This is a genomic window from Halodesulfurarchaeum sp. (assembly GCF_036626455.1).
In the GTDB taxonomy this organism is placed as follows: Archaea; Halobacteriota; Halobacteria; order Halobacteriales; family Halobacteriaceae; genus Halodesulfurarchaeum.
On record NZ_JAZKRK010000001.1, the window covers coordinates 86,870 to 108,104 of the forward strand.

At 54.7% G+C, this 21,235-nt stretch carries 16 protein-coding genes and 1 pseudogene; 6 read left to right on the top strand and 11 right to left on the bottom strand.

The window, feature by feature from the left end; genetic code table 11:
• Positions 1-55: 55 nt before the first annotated feature.
• Entirely contained in the window at positions 56-823 is a 768-nt protein-coding gene (yqeC, locus tag V5A26_RS00420; RefSeq protein WP_332320044.1) for a selenium cofactor biosynthesis protein YqeC, read from the bottom strand.
• A gap of 122 nt (positions 824-945) precedes the next feature.
• Here yqeC and V5A26_RS00425 point away from each other — a divergent pair, with 122 nt between their 5' ends.
• Together V5A26_RS00425 and selD are read left to right on the top strand one after the other, a co-directional pair.
• The gene (locus V5A26_RS00425) at positions 946-1,200 is read left to right on the top strand and encodes a sulfurtransferase TusA family protein (protein ID WP_332320045.1); all 255 of its coding nucleotides are present in this window, start codon (positions 946-948) and stop codon (positions 1,198-1,200) included.
• 2 nt (positions 1,201-1,202) lie between these two features.
• Positions 1,203-2,243 (top strand): selenide, water dikinase SelD, encoded by a 1,041-nt coding sequence (gene selD, locus V5A26_RS00430; protein ID WP_332320046.1) that lies wholly within the window; start codon positions 1,203-1,205, stop codon positions 2,241-2,243.
• A gap of 14 nt (positions 2,244-2,257) precedes the next feature.
• Here selD and yqeB read toward each other — a convergent pair whose 3' ends face one another.
• A complete protein-coding gene (yqeB, locus tag V5A26_RS00435) occupies positions 2,258-3,838 on the bottom strand; it encodes a selenium-dependent molybdenum cofactor biosynthesis protein YqeB (RefSeq protein ID WP_332322155.1) in 1,581 nt (526 codons plus the stop codon).
• 136 nt (positions 3,839-3,974) lie between these two features.
• On the opposite strand from yqeB, the gene V5A26_RS00440 reads away from it, so the two are divergent.
• The gene (locus tag V5A26_RS00440) at positions 3,975-4,487 is read left to right on the top strand and encodes a (2Fe-2S)-binding protein (protein WP_332320048.1); all 513 of its coding nucleotides are present in this window, start codon (positions 3,975-3,977) and stop codon (positions 4,485-4,487) included.
• A gap of 4 nt (positions 4,488-4,491) precedes the next feature.
• The gene (locus V5A26_RS00445) at positions 4,492-6,900 is read left to right on the top strand and encodes a xanthine dehydrogenase family protein molybdopterin-binding subunit (protein ID WP_332320049.1); all 2,409 of its coding nucleotides are present in this window, start codon (positions 4,492-4,494) and stop codon (positions 6,898-6,900) included.
• 9 nt (positions 6,901-6,909) lie between these two features.
• Here the strand turns inward: V5A26_RS00445 and V5A26_RS00450 are convergent, their stop codons facing one another.
• From V5A26_RS00450 to V5A26_RS00460, 3 genes and pseudogenes are all read right to left on the bottom strand, one after another.
• On the bottom strand, positions 6,910-9,348 hold the full coding sequence (locus tag V5A26_RS00450; protein ID WP_332320050.1) for a xanthine dehydrogenase family protein molybdopterin-binding subunit: 2,439 nt from the start codon (positions 9,346-9,348) through the stop codon (positions 6,910-6,912).
• On the bottom strand, positions 9,341-9,868 hold the full coding sequence (locus tag V5A26_RS00455; RefSeq protein ID WP_332320051.1) for a (2Fe-2S)-binding protein: 528 nt from the start codon (positions 9,866-9,868) through the stop codon (positions 9,341-9,343). Before V5A26_RS00455 ends, V5A26_RS00450 begins: the two co-directional genes overlap by 8 nt.
• A gap of 156 nt (positions 9,869-10,024) precedes the next feature.
• Positions 10,025-11,149, bottom strand: a pseudogene (locus V5A26_RS00460) (Coenzyme F420 hydrogenase/dehydrogenase, beta subunit C-terminal domain); the annotation flags it as partial.
• Between the two features lie 364 nt (positions 11,150-11,513).
• Between V5A26_RS00460 and cofD the strand changes: the two are divergent.
• The gene (gene cofD, locus V5A26_RS00465; protein WP_332320053.1) at positions 11,514-12,503 is read left to right on the top strand and encodes a 2-phospho-L-lactate transferase; all 990 of its coding nucleotides are present in this window, start codon (positions 11,514-11,516) and stop codon (positions 12,501-12,503) included.
• Positions 12,503-13,243 carry a tRNA-dihydrouridine synthase gene (locus V5A26_RS00470; RefSeq protein WP_332320054.1) on the top strand — a complete coding sequence of 247 codons (741 nt, stop codon included), beginning with the start codon at positions 12,503-12,505 and terminating at the stop codon, positions 13,241-13,243. The genes cofD and V5A26_RS00470 overlap by 1 nt, the downstream gene beginning before the upstream one ends.
• 591 nt (positions 13,244-13,834) lie before the next feature.
• Here V5A26_RS00470 and V5A26_RS00475 read toward each other — a convergent pair.
• From V5A26_RS00475 to proC, 6 genes are all read right to left on the bottom strand, one after another.
• The gene (locus tag V5A26_RS00475; protein ID WP_332322156.1) at positions 13,835-15,298 is read right to left on the bottom strand and encodes a methyl-accepting chemotaxis protein; all 1,464 of its coding nucleotides are present in this window, start codon (positions 15,296-15,298) and stop codon (positions 13,835-13,837) included.
• Positions 15,299-15,729: 431 nt separating this feature from the next.
• The gene (hpt, locus tag V5A26_RS00480) at positions 15,730-16,356 is read right to left on the bottom strand and encodes a hypoxanthine phosphoribosyltransferase (protein ID WP_332320136.1); all 627 of its coding nucleotides are present in this window, start codon (positions 16,354-16,356) and stop codon (positions 15,730-15,732) included.
• A gap of 1,074 nt (positions 16,357-17,430) precedes the next feature.
• A complete protein-coding gene (locus V5A26_RS00485) occupies positions 17,431-17,826 on the bottom strand; it encodes a secondary thiamine-phosphate synthase enzyme YjbQ (RefSeq protein ID WP_332320056.1) in 396 nt (131 codons plus the stop codon).
• Between the two features lie 77 nt (positions 17,827-17,903).
• The gene (locus V5A26_RS00490) at positions 17,904-19,235 is read right to left on the bottom strand and encodes a glutamate-5-semialdehyde dehydrogenase (protein WP_332320057.1); all 1,332 of its coding nucleotides are present in this window, start codon (positions 19,233-19,235) and stop codon (positions 17,904-17,906) included.
• On the bottom strand, positions 19,228-20,082 hold the full coding sequence (gene proB / locus V5A26_RS00495; RefSeq protein WP_332320058.1) for a glutamate 5-kinase: 855 nt from the start codon (positions 20,080-20,082) through the stop codon (positions 19,228-19,230). Before proB ends, V5A26_RS00490 begins: the two co-directional genes overlap by 8 nt.
• Positions 20,075-20,848: a pyrroline-5-carboxylate reductase gene (gene proC / locus V5A26_RS00500; RefSeq protein WP_332320059.1), complete on the bottom strand. Its 774-nt coding sequence runs from the start codon at positions 20,846-20,848 to the stop codon at positions 20,075-20,077. Before proC ends, proB begins: the two co-directional genes overlap by 8 nt.
• Between the last annotated feature and the right edge of the window lie 387 nt (positions 20,849-21,235).

Below are 21,235 nucleotides of genomic sequence, written 5' to 3' on the forward strand. Positions count from 1 at the left end.
GAATTCGGGTTTCACGATATTACAGACCTTTTGGACCGGGCTGTTCAAGACCAGGTCAGTTGCTGGGTGAAATGCGTTCGATAAAGTCCGCTTCAAAGGAGGTAACAAGACCAGCTTCGAATCGATTCGTTCGGGAAAATGCCGATTTAAGTGCTCCCTGTGCTAATTCTTGGCTCTCAGGGCCGTCGGCTTTGTTGATCATCGGGATGACTCGTGCAGTTGATGGAGCATCTTTCAAACCGCCAAGGTCGTCCGCGATCACTGCACCGACGATTTCAGGAGTTACTTCTGCGCCCAATTGGATCTCGGCGATATCGGCCACCCGTTCGGGACGATGGACCGCCTCTTCTGAGAGTGTTGTCCCGAATATTTTGGCCGACACGACCGGCACCAAGAGGGTGGTCCGCGATGGAACGACAGGCTCGCCTGCACCTGGGGCCTTGAATTCACGCATTCGTGCACCATCCGCTTTGACGAGAATCCAATCGAGGCGGCCAGACTCGTAGATCGAATCGATCGTCCCCGGATCAAATCCGTTTACCTTTGCGTCGACGCGGGCAGGATTCTCGATTCGCTTGCTCGCAAAGGCGATGGGATCTGCCGCGGTGGCGGTGGCCTCGATCCGATCCGAGATTTCCGCTGGCTTGTCAACGACAATGGTAAAGGCCTCGGGTGGAGGCATGTGCGTTGTCGTTGTATAGCCGACACGGCAGGTTCCCTGACCCTGCTCTGCCAACCGAGCCATCGAGGTTTTCTTTCCACCCGCACCGACAAATGAAACCAGCTCCTGGTCGCCGAGATGGATAGCATGGGCCAGATCCATAACTGAGAGTTGCGCGGACGCGCCTATCAAATTGATGGTCAAAACGGTTTCTAAGGTGCCCGTTTGGGACGTGAAAATCACTCCCGTCAAGGTTATGCGTAAAAAACGCAAAGATGGAGTCGATGAACCAGGAAATCGACGTCACGGGTGAGATCTGTCCGCGCCCGGCACTGATCGTCCGAGACAACCTCGAGGAAATGGAGCCCGGGGAAAGCCTCCTCGTGACGGCCGATTATCCGCCCGCCCGGGACAACATCGAGCGAACCTGCCAGAAACACGGGTACGAAACCGCTGAAGCAGAGTCAGGTGATGGGGACCTGTTCACGCTGCGCATCGTTGTACCGGACGAGGCGAAAGGCCCAGTAATGGACTCCTAAAAATGGGCCGTTCTGTAGCCGAAAGAGACCGCGAAAAACCGCCCGTCGCGCTTACTGAGTATGCCGACCTTCACGGCTGTTCCTGCAAGCTCGGACAGAGCGACCTGGTGGGACTGCTCGAAAAGACAGGCCTGAATACGGATCGGGACGAACTGGTGTTCGGGGTCGGCGAGGACGCGGCCGCCCGAAAGGTGACCGACGACCTGGCTATCGTTTCGACGATTGATTACTTCACCCCAATCATCGATGATCCCTACGAGTATGGGCGTGTGGCGGTCACCAATGCCGCCAGCGACGCCTATGCAAAGGGGGCCACAGAACAACTATCGTTCATGGTCGTGCTTGGTGTTCCAAAAGAGATTACCGAGTACGCTATCAACATTCTCTCTGGAATCGTCGACGCTGTTGCCGACATGGAGGGAGTCGTCGTCGGGGGGCACACGGTCATCAACCCGTGGCCACTTGCCGGGGCTGCCGTCAATGCCGTCGCAACACCAGAGTCCCTCGTGACGACCCGGGAGGCGTCGCCAGGCAACGTCCTGTATCTCACGAAACCGCTCGGCACCCAGCCAGCGATGGGCGCCTTGCGGGTAAAAGATGGCGAGTTCGGAGACCAGGTGCAGGAGGCGACGGATCGTGACATCGAAGCGATCGGCGCAGACGCCCTCAAGTGGATGGAGACGCCCAATCGCGACGCAGCCAAAGCGTTCGAATCCGCCCCGGTCACCGCCTCGACCGACATCACCGGCTTCGGATTACGAGGTCAGTCCAAACAGGTCGCCAATAACTCCGGTGTCGGACTGGAAATCACCCATATCCCAGTCGTCGGGGGCACGGCCCCGCTCTCCAAAATGTTCGGCTATGGTTTGCTCGACGGCGACAGCGCCGAAACCAGTGGCGGGCTGCTCATGGCTGTCGAATCAGACGGTGCCGCCGATTTGGAGGCCGAACTAGAGGCCAGAGACGTCTTCTACCGTGAAGTCGGTCGTGTGGTACCGGGTGAGGGTGTCACCATCGACGACCCGACAATAGAAGAAATTTAATTCGGACGGTCGAATTAGGAGAGACGCAGCACTGCTTCTAGGACCCCGCCCCCAAGATCCAGAGCCTTATCCGAGATCTTTCCTGGATCAACATCTTGTCCTCGCGGATCGACGTCGCCCATTTTAGCGCCTTTCTCTACGGAGACGTCTTCGTGGACCAGCCCGCGGACGATACCATCGATCTCGGTCTCAACCGGATCATCCCCTACGAATCCGATTGTGTCGCCGGCCTCAACAATGTCTCCAATAGCGACCTCAGTCTCCCAGGTCCCAGCTGTCGGGGATCGAAGCACGCGTTCGTGGGTAAAGCCCCGCCGTTCGCCAGGCTCGCCGTTGTACTCGGTCGCAGTGCCCTCATAATAGACCCGACCGAGTTCGTGACCCCGATCTGTTTCGACGACCGCGTCTACATCCCCATCGGCCTCAAAGCCAGGGCCGAGGCCAATAACTATGTCCGCGTCGTCCCGTCGCGTTCCCGTGTCGAATTTGCCTTTCGCCATGATCGCGTCGATTAGGATGGCGGCGTCGAGTTCCGTAGCGATTTCGGCGTCAGGGTCCTGCAGAACAGCTACTTCGTCGTCACGCAGCCCCCTGACGGCATCATCGGCATTCTCGACGAGCCGACCAACGGTCCCCTCGATTTCAACTTCGTCCTCGTAAGCGGCTTCAGCGAATGCCACGGCCCGACGGACGGCCGTCGGTCGTTCAACATCGGTAATAACGACCGGGTATCCGGCTTGATGGAGCCGGTATGCGACCCCCGTCCCGAGGTCACCACCACCCCGAACCACCGCCAGATCGTCGAGCGAAAACGCATCCTCACGGGTGGCGGACGCATTGTAGAAGTCAGCCTGGACCTCGGAGAGAATGGCGAGTGCCAGGGCCTCAGGTGAGCTTCCCCCCAGGTCTAACCCGACCGGCGCACGGATACCAGCGAGTTCTGCCTCACCGTATCCCTTCTCACGCAACCCATCGAGGACGTGTTCAGTTTTCGTTTCGCTGGCCACAAGACCGGTGTAACCTGCGCCCCCATCAAGCGCCGCCTGGACGGCATTGCGGTCGTAGGCGTTGCTCCGCGTGGCGACGACAACAGCAGATTCCCGGGTGATAGGCTGTTTAATCAGGTCGTCGTAGTAATCCCCGTTGATCACCTCGACGCCGTCAGGGAAACGGGATAGGTCGGTAAACTCCTCCCGATCGTCGATTACGACTACCTCGTACTCCATCACTTGGGCCATCTCTGCGAGCGCCTCGCCGATGTGTCCCCCACCGGCGATGAACAGCCTTCGTTGTCCCCGAACCAGATCGATGAAAACATCCATCGACCCGCCACAAACCATCCCTGTGTTTCCCTCCGGTCGAAGGTCGTAGGTACGAGTCCCCGGTTCGGCTTCCCCGGTCAGAATTTCCCTGGCGCTTTCAACGGCCAATGATTCGACCGTCCCACCCCCGATAGTCCCAACCGCCTCATCAGGTGAGACGGCCATTCGCGCCCCGATCTCCCGTGGTGCGCTTCCTTCCTTGTCGACGATAGTGAGGACCGCGACGGGCTCCCCCTTTGCCACAAGGTCCTCGATCTCGGCAAATACTGTCATATGTTCATATTGTATCAGCGACAAAAATAGTTTCTGGGATCGGCAGCCGATTCCAAGTTCGTAAGGAACAACATAATGACTTTAAGAAATGCGGCAAGATTATATACCGTCTTGGGGTCACCCCAGTGCCATTTCCATGGAGATAGAACTCACAATAAACGGTGGGCAACGGACGGTAGAGGTGTCGAAAACCGAGTCCTTGCTCGACGTGCTTCGGCGGATCGGCTATACAGGGACGAACAAGTCTTGTGATACCGGAAGTTGCGGGATGTGCCGCGTTCTCGTCGATGGAGAAATCCGTGAATCCTGTGTCACGCCGGCTGTGCAAGCGGATGGTTTTGATGTCGAAACAATCGAAAGCCTCGGGAGCCAGGATGACCTGCACCCAGTCCAGCAGGCGTTCATCGATAACTCGGCAACCCAGTGTGGGTTTTGTACCCCCGGCATGTTAATGACTGCCATCAGCTTCCTTCGGGAGAACCCAGATCCAACCAAATCTGAAGTGCAGGAAGCCCTTGACGGCGTTTTATGCCGGTGCACGGGATATAAGAAGAATGTTGAGGCCGTCCTCGACGCGGCCGAACGGATGCAGGGAAAAAAAGTCGCCTCGGACGGCGGCGCAATCGACCCGAACACGGACGAGCTTTAATCCAATGAGTCAGAAACCCGCCCCAAAACCTGACACGGAGGAATCGTCGTCGACCGAAAGCGAACAGTCGGATACTACCGTGCCGGACTTTGACGTCGTCTCAAGTGACGATCCAAAAATGGATGCGAAAAAGTTCGTCACAGGAGATGTCAAGTACACCGCCGATTACGAGTACGAGTTCCAGGACATCGCTTCGGGCAAGATCGTTCGCTCCGAGATCGCCCATGGGTATGTGAAGGCCATGGATACGAGCTCCGCCGAAGAAATGGATGGCGTTTATGCAGTGCTGACACCCTGGAGTGAGGAGATACCGGATGAAAAATACACCTCTGCAGGGCAGTCCTATATGGAGCCGTCCCCGTACGACATGAAGGCCCTTCGGGAGAAGGTTCGGTATGTGGGTGATCCAATCGCAGCAGTAGCAGCAAAAGACCAAGAAACTGCGGACCGGGCCGCTCGTCAGATCAACGTCGAATACAAGGAACTCGAACCGCTTTTGGACTTCGAGAAGGCGATGGACGAGGACGCCCCACAGCTCTTCGATCCTGAGGAGGTCGAAAACAAACAGCCAGGCGCGGATTACGACCAGAACCTGGAAATGCACCTCGAGGGCGAAATTGGGGACGTCGAAGCCGCCTTCGAAGAGGCCGAGGAACGGGACGACATGGTCGTCATCGAGGACAAGTACGAAACGCAGTACCAGTCCCACGGCCTTCCAGAAGTTCACACGACCATCATCTATCGGAACGAAGACAACCGATATCACGTCATCACGAGCACGCAAGTCCCGAACCACATCCGTCGGATGCTTGCCCAGCTTTACGACGTTGCCATCGGGGATATCAGGGTGACGAAGCCACCAATCGGGTCCGGATTCGGGGGGAAACAGACCTTGTTGCTCGAGCCCGTGGCCTGGGCCCTCCACGAAGCTGCGGAGCGACCGGTGAAAATCGAAGTGAGTCGTCGCGAGGAATTCCAGGCGATGCGGTTCCGCCGCGAAGCCGCCGTAAAAGTCAAAACCGCGGCGACGACTGATGGAGAAATAGTGGCCACCGATTTCCAGGCCCTCGGCAATTCAGGGGCGTACGGTCCCCATGGTCTGACGGTTACCGGCGCAATCGGGACAAAACCACTCCCGATGTATCCAGGGATGCCAAACGTCCGCTTTGAAGCAGACGCGGTGCACACGAACAAGCCGGTTCCGGGAGCCCAACGAGGCTATGGGAACCCTCAGGGGACCTGGGCACTGGAGAGCCATCTCGATGAGGTGGCTCACGCTATCGACATGGACCCCCTGGAGATTAGGGAGAAAAACCACGCTCGCGAAGGGGACGTCGATGAAATCTCAGCGATCACCGGAGGGGAAGGGTCCAAACAGATCATACAGTCCTGTGGTTTCGCTGAAGCGATCGAAAAAGGGAAGAATGCTATCGGATATGACGAGATCGAGCAGCCCGCTGAAGACCACCTATCGCGGGGGATTGGCATGGCCCTGACGAAACAGGGTAGCGGTGTGGCCGGCGACGAGTTGTCCGCCGCCCAAATCAAGATGAACGAGGACGGCACGTTTATCCTCCTTACTGGAGCCGTTGACATCGGGTCGGGAGCCGTCTCCACGATGGCCCGGATCGCCGCTGAGGAGCTTGGGGTAGCGGCAGCGGACATTGTCGTCGAATCCGCCGACACCGACGTGACGCCCCACGATTACGGAACCTACGCTTCCTCCACGACGTACATTAGCGGTAATGCGGTACAGAAAGCTGCCAAGGACGCCAAAGAGACCATCAAGTCCTGGGCTCGCAAGCTCATGGGGGCCCCAGAAGGAAACCTCATCCTCGAAGACTGCGCCGTGGTTAACGAGGGAACCGGAAACAGCGTCACCCTCGAAGAGATCGGCTACGAATCCATTTACGGCGAGGCAGAGCGCGAGCACATCATGGGCCAGGGGAGCTTCTCCACCGACATCTCCCCGTCCCCGTATGGTGCGCAGTTTGTCGACGTCACAGTCAATGAGAAAAACGGCGAGTACGATATCAACAAACTCGTCCAGGCCCTCGATATCGGGACGGCAATCGACCCAGGCATGGTAGAGGGGCAAATCGAAGGGGCTGAAATGATGGCCCTCGAGTATGCGACTCGGGAACTCCTGACATTCGACGATGAAGGTAACCCAGAGGTACAGGGGTACCGAGATTACGGTATGCCACGAGCCTCAGAGATGCCACCAATGGAAACGATCCTCGTCGAACCCCACGATCCAACGGGTCCGTTTGGTGCGAAATCCGCCGGAGAGGTCCCGACGAACCCGCTGCCTCCAGCGTTGGCAAACGCTATCAGAGACGCAGTTGGAGTCCGGATCACTGACCTTCCGATAACCGCTGAAGCGATCAAAGAAAAGCTGGACGCAGCGTAATCAGGGAGTCTATTCCGCGTCGAGTGCGACCGAGATTTTCTCTGCGGTAATGGGCATCTCCGTAATCCGGACGTCGACAGCATCGCGCACAGCGTTGCTCAGCGCCGGTGGCACCGTATTCGTCGGCACTTCTGCAACTGACTTCGCCCCGAACGGGCCCGTCGGTTCATGGGTTTCGACAAGCATAGCGTCGATCGGTGGCGTTTCGGTCGCCGTCGGAAGGTCATACTCGTCGTAATCCGAGACTTCAGCGCGACCCTCGTCGTCGAAGGTCACACCCTCGCCGACAGCCATCTCGAAGCTCATGTGGTTTCCCCCCTCGAGCTGGCCTCTAGCCATCTCGGGATTGATCGCCGTACCACAGTCGACGGCCACTGAAAGTCGGTTGACGTCGAATTCCCCGGTTCTCTCGTCTACGGTCACGTCGACGAACTGCGCCGCGAACGGCGGTGGACTTTCGTCGGTACTGTAACTGGCTTGGCCGAGGATCTGTTCTCTGGTTTCATCGCCGTAGGTCGTCTCGTAGCCAATTTCTTTCAGTGTCGCTGCTTGATCGGTTGTTTCGCTGTAGACCGTTCCGTCTCCCGTTTCCAGGTTCTCGACCGGTTCATCTAGCATCTTTGAACCCCAGGAAAGGAGTTTCTCCCTCGCGTCTTCGGCCGCCTCTTTGACCGCCGACCCGCTGATGTACGTCGTCGAAGACGCGTACGCACCGTAGTCGAATGGCGTGACGTCAGTGTCCGAGGATTCGATGATGATGTCCTCCTCTGCCGCGCCGAGGACCTCAGAGGCGATCTGGATGAGTGCTGTGTCGGCCCCTGTTCCGATATCAACCCCACCGACCTTCAGGTGGAAGGAGCCATCCTCGTTCATCATGAGTTGGGCAGCGCCCAGTTCGTCGCCGGCGACACCGGTACCTTGTGCGGATAGGGCCATACCGATCCCGCGATGGAGGTGATTTTCCTCCGGCTGTTCGACATCGTCCCAGCCGATGGAGTCCATCCCCCGATTGATACAGTCATCGAGACCACACGAGCGGATGCGACGTTTCGCACCTTCGCCCCCCATCATGGCGGCGATCTCGTCAAGGTCCCCGACCTCCATGTAGTTCTGTCGGCGGAACTCGATCGGATCAAGGTCGAGGTCTCGAGCCACTTCATCGAGGTGGCCTTCGATAGCAAGAGTGCCTTGCGGGGCCCCGTAACCTCGCATTGCCCCAGTTTGGGGCGTGTTAGTGTGAACGATTTCGGCCTCGAATCGGGCGTTCGGTACCTTCGAATAAAGCGGCATCGGCTTACTGCCGACGTTCCCCGCAACGGTCATGCCGTGGCTACCGTACGCCCCCGTGTTCGAAAGCGCGTAGAGATCGATGGCCTCTATCGAGCCGTCGTCGGACACGGCCGTCCGAGTCCGGAGGCGCATTGGATGGCGGCTCCGCATGGCCTGGAACTCCTCGTCACGCGATGCCTCATAGATGACCGGACGGTCGGCCGCTCTCGAGAGGGCCAGTGTGACAGGTTCAGTGACCATCGCCTGCTTCCCGCCGAACCCGCCACCGACGCGTGGTTTTTTGACGCGGATGTCCCGGAGCGGAATGTCGAACAGGTGGGCCAACTGACGACGGGTGTGGTTTGGGACCTGTGTGCTCGTAATGAGTACGGTCCGGTCATCCTCGTTTTGGAAGGCCAGGGAGGTGTGTTTCTCGAGTTGGGCGTGGGATTGACGAATCGATTCCCACTCAGTCTCGTGAACGGTAAGAGAGTCGTCCTGGAAGGCAGCGTCCACGTCGCCGATTTCACCTTCGATTTTGGACATCCGGTTCTTGGCGTAATCATGGCCGACGATTTTGTTTTCGACCTCGTCATCCTCGAACAGTCGTGGTGCGTCCTCGGTGAAGGCCTCCTCGGGGTCGAGAACGTAGTCGTACTCCTCATAGCTCACTGAGATAGCTGCTTTGGCGGCCTCTGCAATTTCCCGGTCCTCCGCCGCAACCGCTGCCACGGCGTCGCCGACATATCGAACATGCTCTGTCAGCAGGGTCATGTCCCAGGGACTCGGCTCCGGGTAGGACTGTCCCGCGCTAGTGTACTTCGTATCAGGAACAGCGTCTGAGTCCGGCGTAATCACTGCGTAGACGCCGTCCATTGCGTCCGCCTCTGTTGTATCGATCCCGGTAACTCGCCCGTGAGGGATCTCGCTTCGAACGACGCTTGCGTACGCCAGATCCGAGAACCGATCCGCATAATCGGCGGTGAACTTCGCTTGCCCGGTGACCAGCTTTCGATCGTCGTCCTTCTCGACCGCCGTCGCGATCGAATCCCGTTCTTCCTCCGGAACTTGGTTGTTCGCCGGTTCGTCAATGTCTACTGGAAACGCCTCCGCCTCGTCAGGCGGCGTTTGGGGATCTGCCGATGCGTCCTGTCCAAAGTCGTCAACGCTGTCATTCATGGGTCTCACCTTGGGCCTGCATTTCCGCATCTGAATCGGGGTCTGTCCCCCCGTCGGCCGCGACCTCCTCACGCATCCGCTCGGCGGCGTCGAGGATGGCTTCGACCGGCTTCTGATACCCAGTCTCACGGCAGTAGACGTCGTCAATTGCCTCCCGGACCTCCGCTTCGGTCGGATCCGGATTCTTCTGTAGGAGCGCCTTTGCGCTCATGATGAACCCGCCTGTGGAAAAGCCACTCTGGATGGCGTGGTGATCTACAAACGCCTGCTGGATCGGATGCAAATCCGACTGGGTCCCCAGACTCGCCACAGTCTCGACGTCTGCCCCTGCTGCGTCGACGACGTCGATTCCACAGGCCATCTCCAGTTGGCCGTCGAGGAAGATCTTCGAGATGCCACAGGTACCGCCATCGCAGCCACACTTGATCTCGGTGTAGCCCGCGTTTCGCAACCCGTTTGCCAGATCCTGACCCTCCTCAATAGATACGGTGTCGCCGTTGACAGTAAGATCAACAACCATTCGTTTCCCTCCATCGGGACGGTAGTGGCTCACATACTAACATTGTCGTGTACTATTACCAACGGTCGCAAAGGCAAATCAATTGGGGTTATCCCCCGATTCTCGCCGATTTCTCAAAGGTAGAATTCCGGCCCGATTCACGGATCTCGTTGGCTGTTACTCCGAGTAGTGCTCCACGTGCTCCTCATACTCAATGAAACGTGGTGCGTCCGGATCGAACGGACGTTCCAGTGCTTCAAAGGCCTGCTTTTTGTCCCACGACTGGAGACCACCGATTGCCCCCCGGTCCTCGAGGTCATGATAGTCGAGGACCGGCTCCGCCACCTTCCACATTTCCATGCCAGTTTCGTTGCGCACGATGACGCTTGAGTACTGGTCGCTGGATCCCACTGATCCCACTGTGACGTCGGCGGTATACCCGGTGAAATCCGCGCACTCGTCACACCCTTTGAGCGCCGCGTCGTGGAACTCCCCCACATCCTCCTCGTGGGTTAGTTTGGCCTCGTGATCGTACACCCGCAGTTTCCCCTCGATGATGTCCAGCTTGCCGATGTCAGCTGGCGGAATATCCCGATCGCGCTCGAGTTTTTCCCCAATGAGCTTCTCATGATTGAAATTCTTGGTGCACATCAACGCGATCCGGTAGTCGACTGCTTCGACGCCCTCATCCTGGCTCCCGTAATCGAACTCGAAGTCTTGGAGAGCACTCAGACCCTCGATTTCACAGGGCGTGCCAACCGCGGCGAGGCTGAGATTGGCTGGCGGTTTGTCAGGTAACTTGTGGGCCCATCGGTCAAGGTCGAGCTGACCCAGGGCCATCGTCTGATTGTAGAAGCTCCCCGCGTTCTCGATAACTTCCTCCGGGGTGGTCGCGAGAAACCCTTCAGCTTTCCAGGGCTCCGTCTCACTTTCACGAGCGAGGAGGGCGCCGTCAATTTCCCCGGCCTCGAGAAGTTCTACTAGCATCGCCGTAACGACACCGCCATCCTGGGACCGTTCACGCCACTCGGCATCGACCTGGGCCGAAAATTCCGTGATCGGGTCCCCAGCCCCGGAGACGTTTTCCTCGCCACCAGTAATCTTCCATTGGCGCTCATATCGCAGCCCGCCCCGCGGACAATAATCCCAGCACCGGCCACAGCCGATGCACATTTTGACTAGTTCCGGGAGGTTATCCGGACCAATTCCTATCGAGTCCGTGGGGCACACCGCTTCGCAGGCACCGCATTGAATACACCGATCGGCGTCGATGACGCCGTCTTCCAAATCACGGAACCAGGTCGTCAGTTGCAACCGCTCGGTGGTCGGATCGACGATCACGTTATAATCAGATTTAGGGGGCATGCCACCATATAACGAAGACTATAACCTTAATCTTCCGCCTAATAATCGATCAGACCTTGTTTCGACCACAGTTCGGTTCATCCCAAATTTTTAAATCCCAACATTATGAGAAAGGGCATTTCGGGGACAGGGGAAATAGTTTTCCAGTAGTCATCCAGGTGAAACAGCTATTGAACTTCTGCCCACCCAAACAAATGTTTGCAAGAAGCAATACCAATTCAGGCAACTCCTGGCCGTCAATACCTGATGGGATCGCCTCGCGTGTCCAAAGGTTTACTTCGCCGGTCCGTCTGTTCCATATATGCCCACGTTCCTTGCCGGGGGGACCGGAACTCCGAAACTCCTCTGGGGTGCTGATCGAGTTTACGACCCAGAGTCGATGTCTATCGTCGCCAACACTGGTGATGATGTCGAGATCGGCGGACTCCTTGTCTGCCCCGATATAGATTCGGTTCTTTACGAACGGGGTGATGTACTCGACCGAGATTCTTGGTGGGGCATTGCGGAGGATACCGCGAAAGCACACCAGCAACTGCAAAATTTGGGGAAGGCGATCGGTCGTGATGACGGTCCAAATTACTTGACGGACCAGGCCCAGACTGCAGGTCGAGACATCGCGCGGTGGCGACGATTTTCAGCGGTCCCGGAGTTTCTTCACCTTGGTGACCGGGATCGGGCGGTGCACACCTTTCGGACGAGCCTCATCGATGAGGGGTATTCGCTTACGGAGGTCACCCGTAAATTAGCCCAATCATTCGATGTTGCCGCCGATCTATTACCAATGAGTGACGATCCGGTGGCGAGTATTATCAACACGCCCGAAGGCGACCTACACTTCCAGGCTTATTGGGTGGCATACGGTGGCGAGCCGACCATTTCTGGGGTTCATTTCCGCGGGAAAGAGCGGGCCACTCCGACCGAGGAAACACTCGACGCCCTTTCCGAACCCGTGATAATCGGCCCTTCGAACCCGATTACAAGCATCGGTCCGATGCTTGCTCTTGATGGTTTCAGAGAGGCGCTCGAAGAAACCAGCGTCGTCGCTGTCTCCCCCTTCGTGGAAGGGAAAGTGTTCTCCGGGCCAGCAGCAGAACTCATGCAAGCAAAAGGGTACGAGGCATCAACGGCCGGCGTGGCGGCGGTCTATGACTTCGCCGATGCGTTTGTTTTGGATTCAGCCGACACCACATCCCTAGACCGGCCCGTCGTTCGTACAGATACTGAAATCAATAGCCAAGCCGATGCAACCAGAGTTGCTAGAGCCACAAAAAACGCTCTGGAGGTGATTTAATGTTCGAGCCGCGGGTCGCAGTAGCAAGCCTAAGCGGCAAGTCCGATGCTGACTGGGCTAAACAGGCCAGTCCGTGGGCAGGAGCGGCGTTTCTTGGGGGGCTGGCCCTGGACAAGCAGACTCGAACGGCAGCTCGTCAAATGGTCACAGGCCGGGACCGGTCTGAGTTCCTTCCTGAGGACCCATTTGGCTTTATGGAATCGGAGCTGAGGGCACTCGATGAGACTGACATTACCCCAGGTTTCAACGTTCGATCGGTGGACCAGTCTTCGCTTAAGCGGGCGGCAAAGCTTTGCGCCGACTATGGTGCGTACATCGAAATTAATGCACACTGTCGTCAGCCTGAAATGACCCGAATTGGTGCGGGACAGGCCTTGCTCACCGAACCAGAACGGCTCGCTAATACTATTCGAACGGCAGCACAAACAGATGCTACTGTAAGCCTCAAAGTTCGAACGGAAATTTTGGGAGTCGATTTGCAGCAGGTGAGTCAAACCGCTGTCGAGGCTGGTGCCGATATCCTCCATATCGATGCGATGGATTCGGAGTCCGTCATCAAGGACGTGAAAGACCGAACAACAGCATTTATCATAGCGAACAATGGGGTGCGGGACCAGGCGACAGCGATAGAGTATCTCGAATACGGGGCCGATGCGGTAAGCGTGGCTCGGCCCTCCACGAACACGGAGGTCCTTCGACGTGTGAAACACGGTGTAAAGAACTGGTTTGAGACCCAGTGACCAGGCACGAACACAAGCTATCCGATCCAGGGTTTTGTAATTAGCCGTGTTAGTCCACGAGTAAACAGAACCTAGATAGTGGGTTGTTTTACATTTTGGTAAAAATATACACCCTAAGTATGTGTTACACAATGCGTTTACTCAAAAAATTCACTAGGGGTTCGATCTGATAGGGCAGATGGTGTTGAAGCTTAACGGACTTTCTCAAACCGAAGATTAGGGCCAGCTTTGAAACAGGTCAGGTTTTATTTCAATACGTGGTTGAGACTGAGCAAAATCAGACTTCAAACCCAACCGGAAAGTTGGGTGGGGATGTTCACATGAGTCCAAGAGTGGCACACTCGCAGGTGAGCCACCTCGAGGTACACTACCCAGGCAGGTTCACATTTGCCATGGTAGATGCGGGTAACATCAGATGATTACTGATGCAATTAGAAATACTCATAGATGGTCCAAATAAGTTCCGATATATGGTTGATATTAGCAATAATCTGTATGCTGGTTGTATGAATTAACCCATTGCTCGTAAAAATTTGAAAGAAAACCATCATCACCATCAATACCACAACAATCACGGTAGCAGTGCGTAAATCACTCGTTTTGACTGACGTCCCCGTGACTCAGTTCATCTACAATGTCACCGAGCCTGTTCACGGCCCGTTTTTGCTCGGCCGACTGGTCACTGATAGCTTCACCCGCGTCTCTGACTTCCCTTGCTCGATCCCTGACGCCCTCGAGCATAGAGGTCAGTTCTTCTACGGTCGCCGCCTGTCCGTCGTTCGCCTCTGCTATTTCCGCAATACTCGAGGAGACCTCCTGAATCTCCTCATCGATATTCGTGAATGCCTTCTGAGTTCGCTCCACCTGTTCGATAGTCATACCGATCTCATTGTCGGCCTTATCGATCGCTGCGACCGTTTGGTCTGCTTGGGCACCAATTTCGTCTATCTGTTTGGATATCTGGTCAGCATTTCGGGCCGTTTCCTCTGATAGTTCCTTGACCTCGTTGGCGACTACCTCGAATCCATCCCCACCCGCATCAGCCCTGGCGGCCTCGATGGAGGCGTTTAATGCAAGTAGATTCGTCTGGTCGGCGATGTCTTGAATGACGTTCACAACTGTCTCTATCTCGTCCATGTGGGTGGTCAGTTTCCCGACTGTCTGAACGAGTTCTTCGCCAGTTTCAGCCAACGCTTCCGTACTTTCCCTTGCCTGATCTCCCGACTCTCTTCCGTCATTGACCGTTTTTTTCGCGACTTGGGTAGCCTGAGCCACCTGGTCGGAATTAGCCGCGACTTCTTCCATCCGAGAGCTGAAATCTTCCATCTCCCCTACGGCTTGGTTTAGGTTCTCCGTCTGCTCGGACACCAGTCCCTCAATCTCGTCGGCAACCGACGTCGTTTCGATGGTCGTCTCGATCAGTCGGCCCGTCTGATTGTCCACTTCTTCAACCGTCATTTCGAGTTTTTCGGCGGTTCGATTGACCTGGTGCACGATATCCAAGTGATCGGAATCAAGATATTCCATCTGATCGAAGGAAGCTCGCACTGAGAGTTGTCCCTGGCTTAAGGCTTCAAGGGTTCCAATAACCTCCTCAACAAGTGCCTCCGTGTTTTCCTGGCGTCGCTGTTGTTCTGTTTCGTCATGGCAAAGTTGAATGACCCCTTTGAGATCCTCGTCATCGTAGAGCGGGACAGCCTGGAACCGGATGAATCGTTCCTCGCCGGCGTCGTTTTCAAGCCAGTGGACCGATTCATACACCGGTGCATCGGTGTACCGTGAATCGACGCGTTCGCAGCGGTTCTGTTTGTCCGCTTCGAAGGGATCTTCCACGACGCGATTTGCTAGTGCCTTGACACGGTTGCCCTCCTCGTCCCGTCCAAAGTACTCGTCGACTCCGATCATCTCTTCTTTCGAGAGCCCCAGCAAGGGCTCGAGGCCTTCGCTCCACTCAATTACCGTATGCTCGTCGTCAAGAACGTACGTTGGAATCGGAAGCGCGTCGATAATCGTTGTTAACTCGACAGAAAAGGTCGTGTCGTTCGACTCAGACATAGAATCGGGTGTATGTGCCGTCATATTCCCAAATATATGTTTCAGGTAATCCCTTATATTCGATTTGGTTAATTATCGACAGTGATACTAAGTTCCTCCATTTTCAAAAATGACGCCAATCTAAAGTGACCGATAAACCGGCTATTTGATGTCGATCTGTTCTTTGACATTCAAAAAGAGGTTATTGGCTTTTACCATATGCGGACGCCTCAATTGATCTAATACAGTTACTCCGCGCCGACAGATCTGGATTCACAAGAACCCCCTCCCCCAACAGACTTCTCCCCGAATGATCCCGTCAACTAGAGTGTTTCGAGAGGAATTTTGCCGTTTTTGAGCGATTTGGTTGCCGTGTGAAGAACAGAATCGTTGTAATCCGCCACACCGGTCCGACCCCGTTCATCGAAAATACGTTATATATCGATCCCCGATCAGCCTTTGAGCACAGAACTGTCAAGTGAGGCCAAATGATCGAGGTTTCGATATCGTTCGTTGTAATCTAGCCCGTATCCAACGAGAAATTCGTCCGGAACAATGAAACCCGTATAATCGATGTCAATCTCAACTTTCCTTCGGTCTCGCTTGTCAAAGAGGACCGCAATTGAGACGGAGCTTGGATCTTGGGCCGATATGTTCTCTACAATACTCTCAAGAGTATATCCCTCGTCGATAATGTCCTCGACAATGAGTACATCTTTCCCCTCGATAGTTTTCCTCTCAGGAACGGAAACCTCCGCCCGCGTTTCGGTCGTCTTTCCTTCCGTATACCGGCTGGCATGAATCACACCCTCGCTGTATTCGCCAGTTGGAGAGAGTTTTGGAGTAAGAGTTCCGAAAAATCGGAGCGCCCCTTTCAATACACAGGCGGCATAGAGTTCGGACTCGACTCGCTTAGTAGTTGACTCGGAAATTTTTTCGGCCATCCGGCTAATTCGGCTGACAATCTCGCCCTCAGAGATCAATATTTGCTTGAGATCAGGTTTGAAAGCTTCCTGAACGATGAATTGATCAGTTGTATATGAGTTTTGATCACGAATATCGATGGGGTCAGAGACCATATAGGGAGGGTCAAATCCTGATACCAAATAACTTTTCGAGAAGTAATTGAATCGTGCAGTGCTCTCATGAGTATCGGACTGCTTTATGGAATAATCAACGCCGCCAAGACTGGATTAATTACAATTCGTGCGCAAACTGATCGGGTAAGATATGGCTGATTCCAGACCAACCTTAATAATCCGATATTGACAGTTTCAATTTGAGTGTTAGGGCTCCTGCGAATCAGCGATTTCACAGACAGGTAAAGTTTGATGAAAGTTCATATTAATATCATTCTCGGTAAAACGTCGCGTTTTTGTAAGACACACGATGAAGTTTGTTTATATTATGATATACCGGTAACTTATTTATTTGATAGTTTTTATCATATAATTGGTCAAAGTATGGACTCTCTAATTAAGAATATTAATAATACAAATAACTGCAATAGCCATTGGCAGTTTTCTCAGTAAATGTCCCACAAAATTACAATTTACTGCCGTATAATAGCTAGTTAACAATTTTGTGAGATGGTCTTGAACTGTTTCGTTTGTAACCACAAAGAAGCCGCACAATTACAAAGAATTATTACATTTATAAGATCCTTAATTGTGTCGTTATTTGGGGTACTCGAAATGGATACCGTTACTGTAGTAATCCGCGATTGTGTATCAGTTCTCTGTTGATCTGGGATAGCCGTCTCATCGTGCTCCAAAAAAATTCACCAATCCGGCCCACCATTCAATTTGTCTCCCTCCAAAACTATACACAAAAACAACATCCATATCACGGATAATCAATTCTCTAATTTGCTTAAATTTTATCAATTTTATTATTATTATTATAAATAATCCAATATTATTTAATTCGGTGTGCTATCATAAAATGTTACTATCTATGTGGTCCAAAAATCTTCCGTAAAGAGTATTTGTGCACGGCATTTATATTCAGTATTACTGATACAATCAAATGTAGATCGTGGTTCGCTGAGTGGAGAACATCTATCACATCCGCTAACATCGTCCCCGAAATCCCGTCGCTCCGCCATCGATATAACGGGACGAGGTGAGTTTTGGGTTCTTGGGTATCGCAAATCAGACACTCAGGGTCGCGATTTGAATCGTCCGAGACCGGGGCCCGTCACATTCGATCAACAGAATCGACTGCCAGGTACCCAACTGGAGGTCACCGTTTGAAACGGGAACGGTCTCACTCGGGCCAAGTAGCATGGATCGGACGTGGCTGTCGGCATTATCGTCGATCTCATCGTGTGCCCATCCCGTGTCCGAAATGAGTTCGGAAAGGGCCGTTTCAAAGTCATTGAGTAATCGTCCTTCCGACTCGTTTATCGTCACGCCAGTCGTTGTATGTTCACTAAAGATGGTTACTGTTCCGTCCGCATCCTCCGGAATTACCTGTGTAACCTGTCCGGTGATGTCTATCACCGCAAGTCGTTGATCGGTACTAACCGTAATGGTCTCCGTGGTCATAGCTGAGTGTTCTCAGTGGGTCGACAAAATTATGCTCCCGGTTGCCAGAAGGGGAAAAACCACGATCCAGTACTTGCCTAGTCCAGTGACAGCGTCCCAGCCTCCCACTCGGCTTCGAATTCCTCGTGGGTGAATGGGAGCGCGTCGTCACCAGCATAACTTGCAACGAGTTGCCCGTCCCCTTCGAGATAATATTTCGACGTCGTAAGCCCCTTGAGTCCAACCGGTCCTCGAGCGTGGATCTTTCCGGTACTGATCCCGACCTCCGCACCAAGTCCATACCGGAAGCCATCAGCAAACCGTGTCGACGCGTTGTGGAACACGCTAGAGGCATCGATCTGCTGCATGAACGCGCTCGCCGCATCTGCATCCTCGGTAACGATCGACTCGGTATGTTTCGACCCGTGGGTGTTCACGTGGTCGATCGCATTCTGCACTGAGGAAACGACTTTGATCGAAATCACGAGGTCGCCGTATTCGGTGTCCCAATCCGCGGTGCTCGCTTCGTTGACGTCGATGATCTCTCGAGTCGGAGCATCCCCACGCATTTCGACATCGGCAGCGTCGTATCGATTTGCGATTTTGCGAAGATACGCTTCGGCCACGTCCTCATGAACCAGCAGCGTCTCGACCGCGTTACATACAGCCGGATACTGGACCTTGGCATCAAAGGCGATGTCCGTTCCCATATCAATGTCCGCGGCCTCGTCCACATAGACGTGACAGACGCCTTCAGTGTGTCCCAAAACGGGGATTTTGGTGTTGTCCTGAATGTAGCGGACGAATTCGGTGCTGCCTCTTGGCATCAGCAGATCAATCGCCTCGTCCATTTCGAGGACCATATCGACCTCCTCGTGAGCTTCGATGAGTTGCACCCAACCGTCCGCTATGTCCCCGGTTACATCTGCAATGATCTCGTGGAGAACTCGGTTAGATTCGAGCGCCTCGCTTCCACCCTTCAAGATGGCTGCGTTCCCAGATTTGAGACTGAGCGCGGCGATCTGAACCAGTGCATCCGGACGGGACTCGAAGACGCTTCCGATAACACCGATCGGGACGGCGACTTTGTACAGTTCGAGTTCTTCGTCCAATTCACGGGCCGTCATCGTCTTTCCCAGCGGGTCATCCTGTTCGGCCACGCTGCGAACCATCTCGGCGATGCTCTGTAGTTTCGTCTCGTCGAGTTTTAGACGATCGACGAGTGCCTGACTGTACTCCCCGGCTTCGAGCATGGCTTTTGCTTCCTCGACATCTTCCTCGTTGGCCGCGAGGATCTCCTCGCTCCGATCGAGAATCCCATCCGCTATTGCTCGAAGTCCGTCGCTTCGAGTCTCGTTCGAGGTCTGGGCGAGCTCGAGTGCCGCCTTCTCTGCCGCGTTGACTTTGGTTATCGTATCCTGATCACTCATTTGCATCACCGTCAGTGGTGGAACTAGCCCCGTTAACAGGAATAAATATCGTTCCGACCGACTCGCCAGACACGATCTTCTCGAGAATGTCCGGTTCGGTTGATTCAGCGATGATCGCCGGAATGCCGTGTTCGTTGACCTCCCGAGCGCCCTGTACCTTCGTCCGAATCCCGCCGAATTCCGCCGACGAACTGGCTTCAACGATTTCTTGCACTTCCGCGTAATTCCGCCCGACTGCTTCGATTTTCTTTGCTTCGGGGTCCTCTTTTGGATTGCCCGTATATACACCACCCACGTCAGTGAGCGTCACGAGGAGGTCGGCTTCAACTCCGACTGCCACCGAGGCAGAAATCATGTCGTTGTCTCCGATTTTGATCTCTTCGATTGCAATGGCATCGTTCTCATTGATGATGGGCACAACACCCCATTCGAGCAAGGTCTCGACACTGTTCCGGAAATTCGAGAACCGATCCGAGTCGACGAGGTCTTCCTGGGACAACAGAATTTGGGCAATCTTCTGATCGTACCGCTCAAAACTTTCCGTGTAGCGGCGCATAAGGTGGCTCTGCCCAACCGTGGAAACCGCCTGCATGTCCTCGACTGTTTCTGCAGGCTGGTCCACCCGCCCTTTTCCAGCCCCGATCGCCCCGGAGGAAACCAAAATGATCTCCTTGCCACGACTTCGAAGGTCCATGATGTCGCCGACTAACTTTTCGAGTTTCTCGTCGTCGACGTTCGACGAGGAGTCTGTCAACGAATTCGTTCCGGCCTTGACGACGACACGATCCGCTTCGGCCGCCTTTTTGCGGGTCTCTTCAACCGCTTGCAAACGTGGGGTATTACTCATGCTGAAACTCCTGGGCGATTTCTTCTGAACGTGCTCTTGCGGCACTGACTGCAGCGCCAAGTGTCTCATTTACCGCACTGTTCCACAGGACCTCCATTCCTTCGATTGTCGTCCCGCCGGGAGTGCTCACTGCATCGATCAACGTCTCAAGGTCCCGCTCGGACTGAAGGACTGTCTCCGCGGCTCCTTTGAACGTCTGAGCAGCGAGAACTCGTGCCTCGGCTTCATCCAGTCCACTTTCGACACCTGCCTCGACTATTCCCTTGATCAGATAAAAGACAAAAGCCGGGCCACTGCCGTTTAGGGCCGTGGCGATATCCATTAGGGATTCTTCTATTTCGACGAACTCCCCGAGATCGTTTAGAAGTGACTCGACGTCAGTGGAAACTGGTCTAGTGACTGCACAGGCCATCGTTCCCGTTTCAGCCGCGAGGTTGGGCATGCCCCTGACGACAGTTGCGTCGGTCCTGGGTGCGAGAAACTCAAGCGGGACAGCCGCCGCAAACGAGAGAAGCGTCTGGTCCGGTGTGAGGGTCAACTCGTCCAGCACGACACCGATAGTGTCTGGATTTACTGCGAGTATGACCACAGACCCGTCAGCAGCGACTTCGAGATCCGTCGTCGTTTGATCGGCTGCGTCTTCCACGCCTGCCAGCGCGGCTTCGCTCACGTCACAGGCTGTGATTGAATGGGAGTCCGAGCGGGCAAGCCCCTGAATTACGGCACTCCCAAGATGTCCACACCCGATAATGCTTACGTCAACCATTCCTTGTGTGCAGGTCTCGTCACTAATGAATATACAAACTTCGAACTCTACTTGAGTAGGGTTGCACCCGAGTCTTTTGTGATATCGAAAAACCCCACATACTACAGAACGAATTTACAACTACAAGCAACCCGGAGACATTTTCCGGGACGTAATGTCCGACGGTTAGCGGGAACACCTCACGGACAACTTCGCTACGGATATGGAACCGGTTGAGAAGATAATCCAGAAACGGCGGTTTCAGAGGACTTGTTGACACTCGACGACGAGACTCTCGCTCAGGCTGACGTTGTTGCTGAACTCCTCAAGTAGGCCAGTCTGCCCCCGTGCGCAGACCCCTGCTTGAACATCGGTTTCGTGACCAATCTTTCATCGCCCCGTTCAAGA

Excerpts from the sequence above, each read along its gene's own strand:
- yqeC (WP_332320044.1), bottom strand. The coding sequence starts at position 823 with ATGGATCTGGCCCATGCTATCCATCTCGGCGACCAGGAGCTGGTTTCA.
- V5A26_RS00425 (WP_332320045.1), top strand. The coding sequence starts at position 946 with ATGAACCAGGAAATCGACGTCACGGGTGAGATCTGTCCGCGCCCGGCA.
- selD (WP_332320046.1), top strand. The coding sequence starts at position 1,203 with ATGGGCCGTTCTGTAGCCGAAAGAGACCGCGAAAAACCGCCCGTCGCG.
- yqeB (WP_332322155.1), bottom strand. The coding sequence starts at position 3,838 with ATGACAGTATTTGCCGAGATCGAGGACCTTGTGGCAAAGGGGGAGCCC.
- V5A26_RS00440 (WP_332320048.1), top strand. The coding sequence starts at position 3,975 with ATGGAGATAGAACTCACAATAAACGGTGGGCAACGGACGGTAGAGGTG.
- V5A26_RS00445 (WP_332320049.1), top strand. The coding sequence starts at position 4,492 with ATGAGTCAGAAACCCGCCCCAAAACCTGACACGGAGGAATCGTCGTCG.
- V5A26_RS00450 (WP_332320050.1), bottom strand. The coding sequence starts at position 9,348 with ATGAATGACAGCGTTGACGACTTTGGACAGGACGCATCGGCAGATCCC.
- V5A26_RS00455 (WP_332320051.1), bottom strand. The coding sequence starts at position 9,868 with ATGGTTGTTGATCTTACTGTCAACGGCGACACCGTATCTATTGAGGAG.
- cofD (WP_332320053.1), top strand. The coding sequence starts at position 11,514 with ATGCCCACGTTCCTTGCCGGGGGGACCGGAACTCCGAAACTCCTCTGG.
- V5A26_RS00470 (WP_332320054.1), top strand. The coding sequence starts at position 12,503 with ATGTTCGAGCCGCGGGTCGCAGTAGCAAGCCTAAGCGGCAAGTCCGAT.
- V5A26_RS00475 (WP_332322156.1), bottom strand. The coding sequence starts at position 15,298 with ATGTCTGAGTCGAACGACACGACCTTTTCTGTCGAGTTAACAACGATT.
- hpt (WP_332320136.1), bottom strand. The coding sequence starts at position 16,356 with ATGGTCTCTGACCCCATCGATATTCGTGATCAAAACTCATATACAACT.
- V5A26_RS00485 (WP_332320056.1), bottom strand. The coding sequence starts at position 17,826 with ATGACCACGGAGACCATTACGGTTAGTACCGATCAACGACTTGCGGTG.
- V5A26_RS00490 (WP_332320057.1), bottom strand. The coding sequence starts at position 19,235 with ATGAGTGATCAGGATACGATAACCAAAGTCAACGCGGCAGAGAAGGCG.
- proB (WP_332320058.1), bottom strand. The coding sequence starts at position 20,082 with ATGAGTAATACCCCACGTTTGCAAGCGGTTGAAGAGACCCGCAAAAAG.
- proC (WP_332320059.1), bottom strand. The coding sequence starts at position 20,848 with ATGGTTGACGTAAGCATTATCGGGTGTGGACATCTTGGGAGTGCCGTA.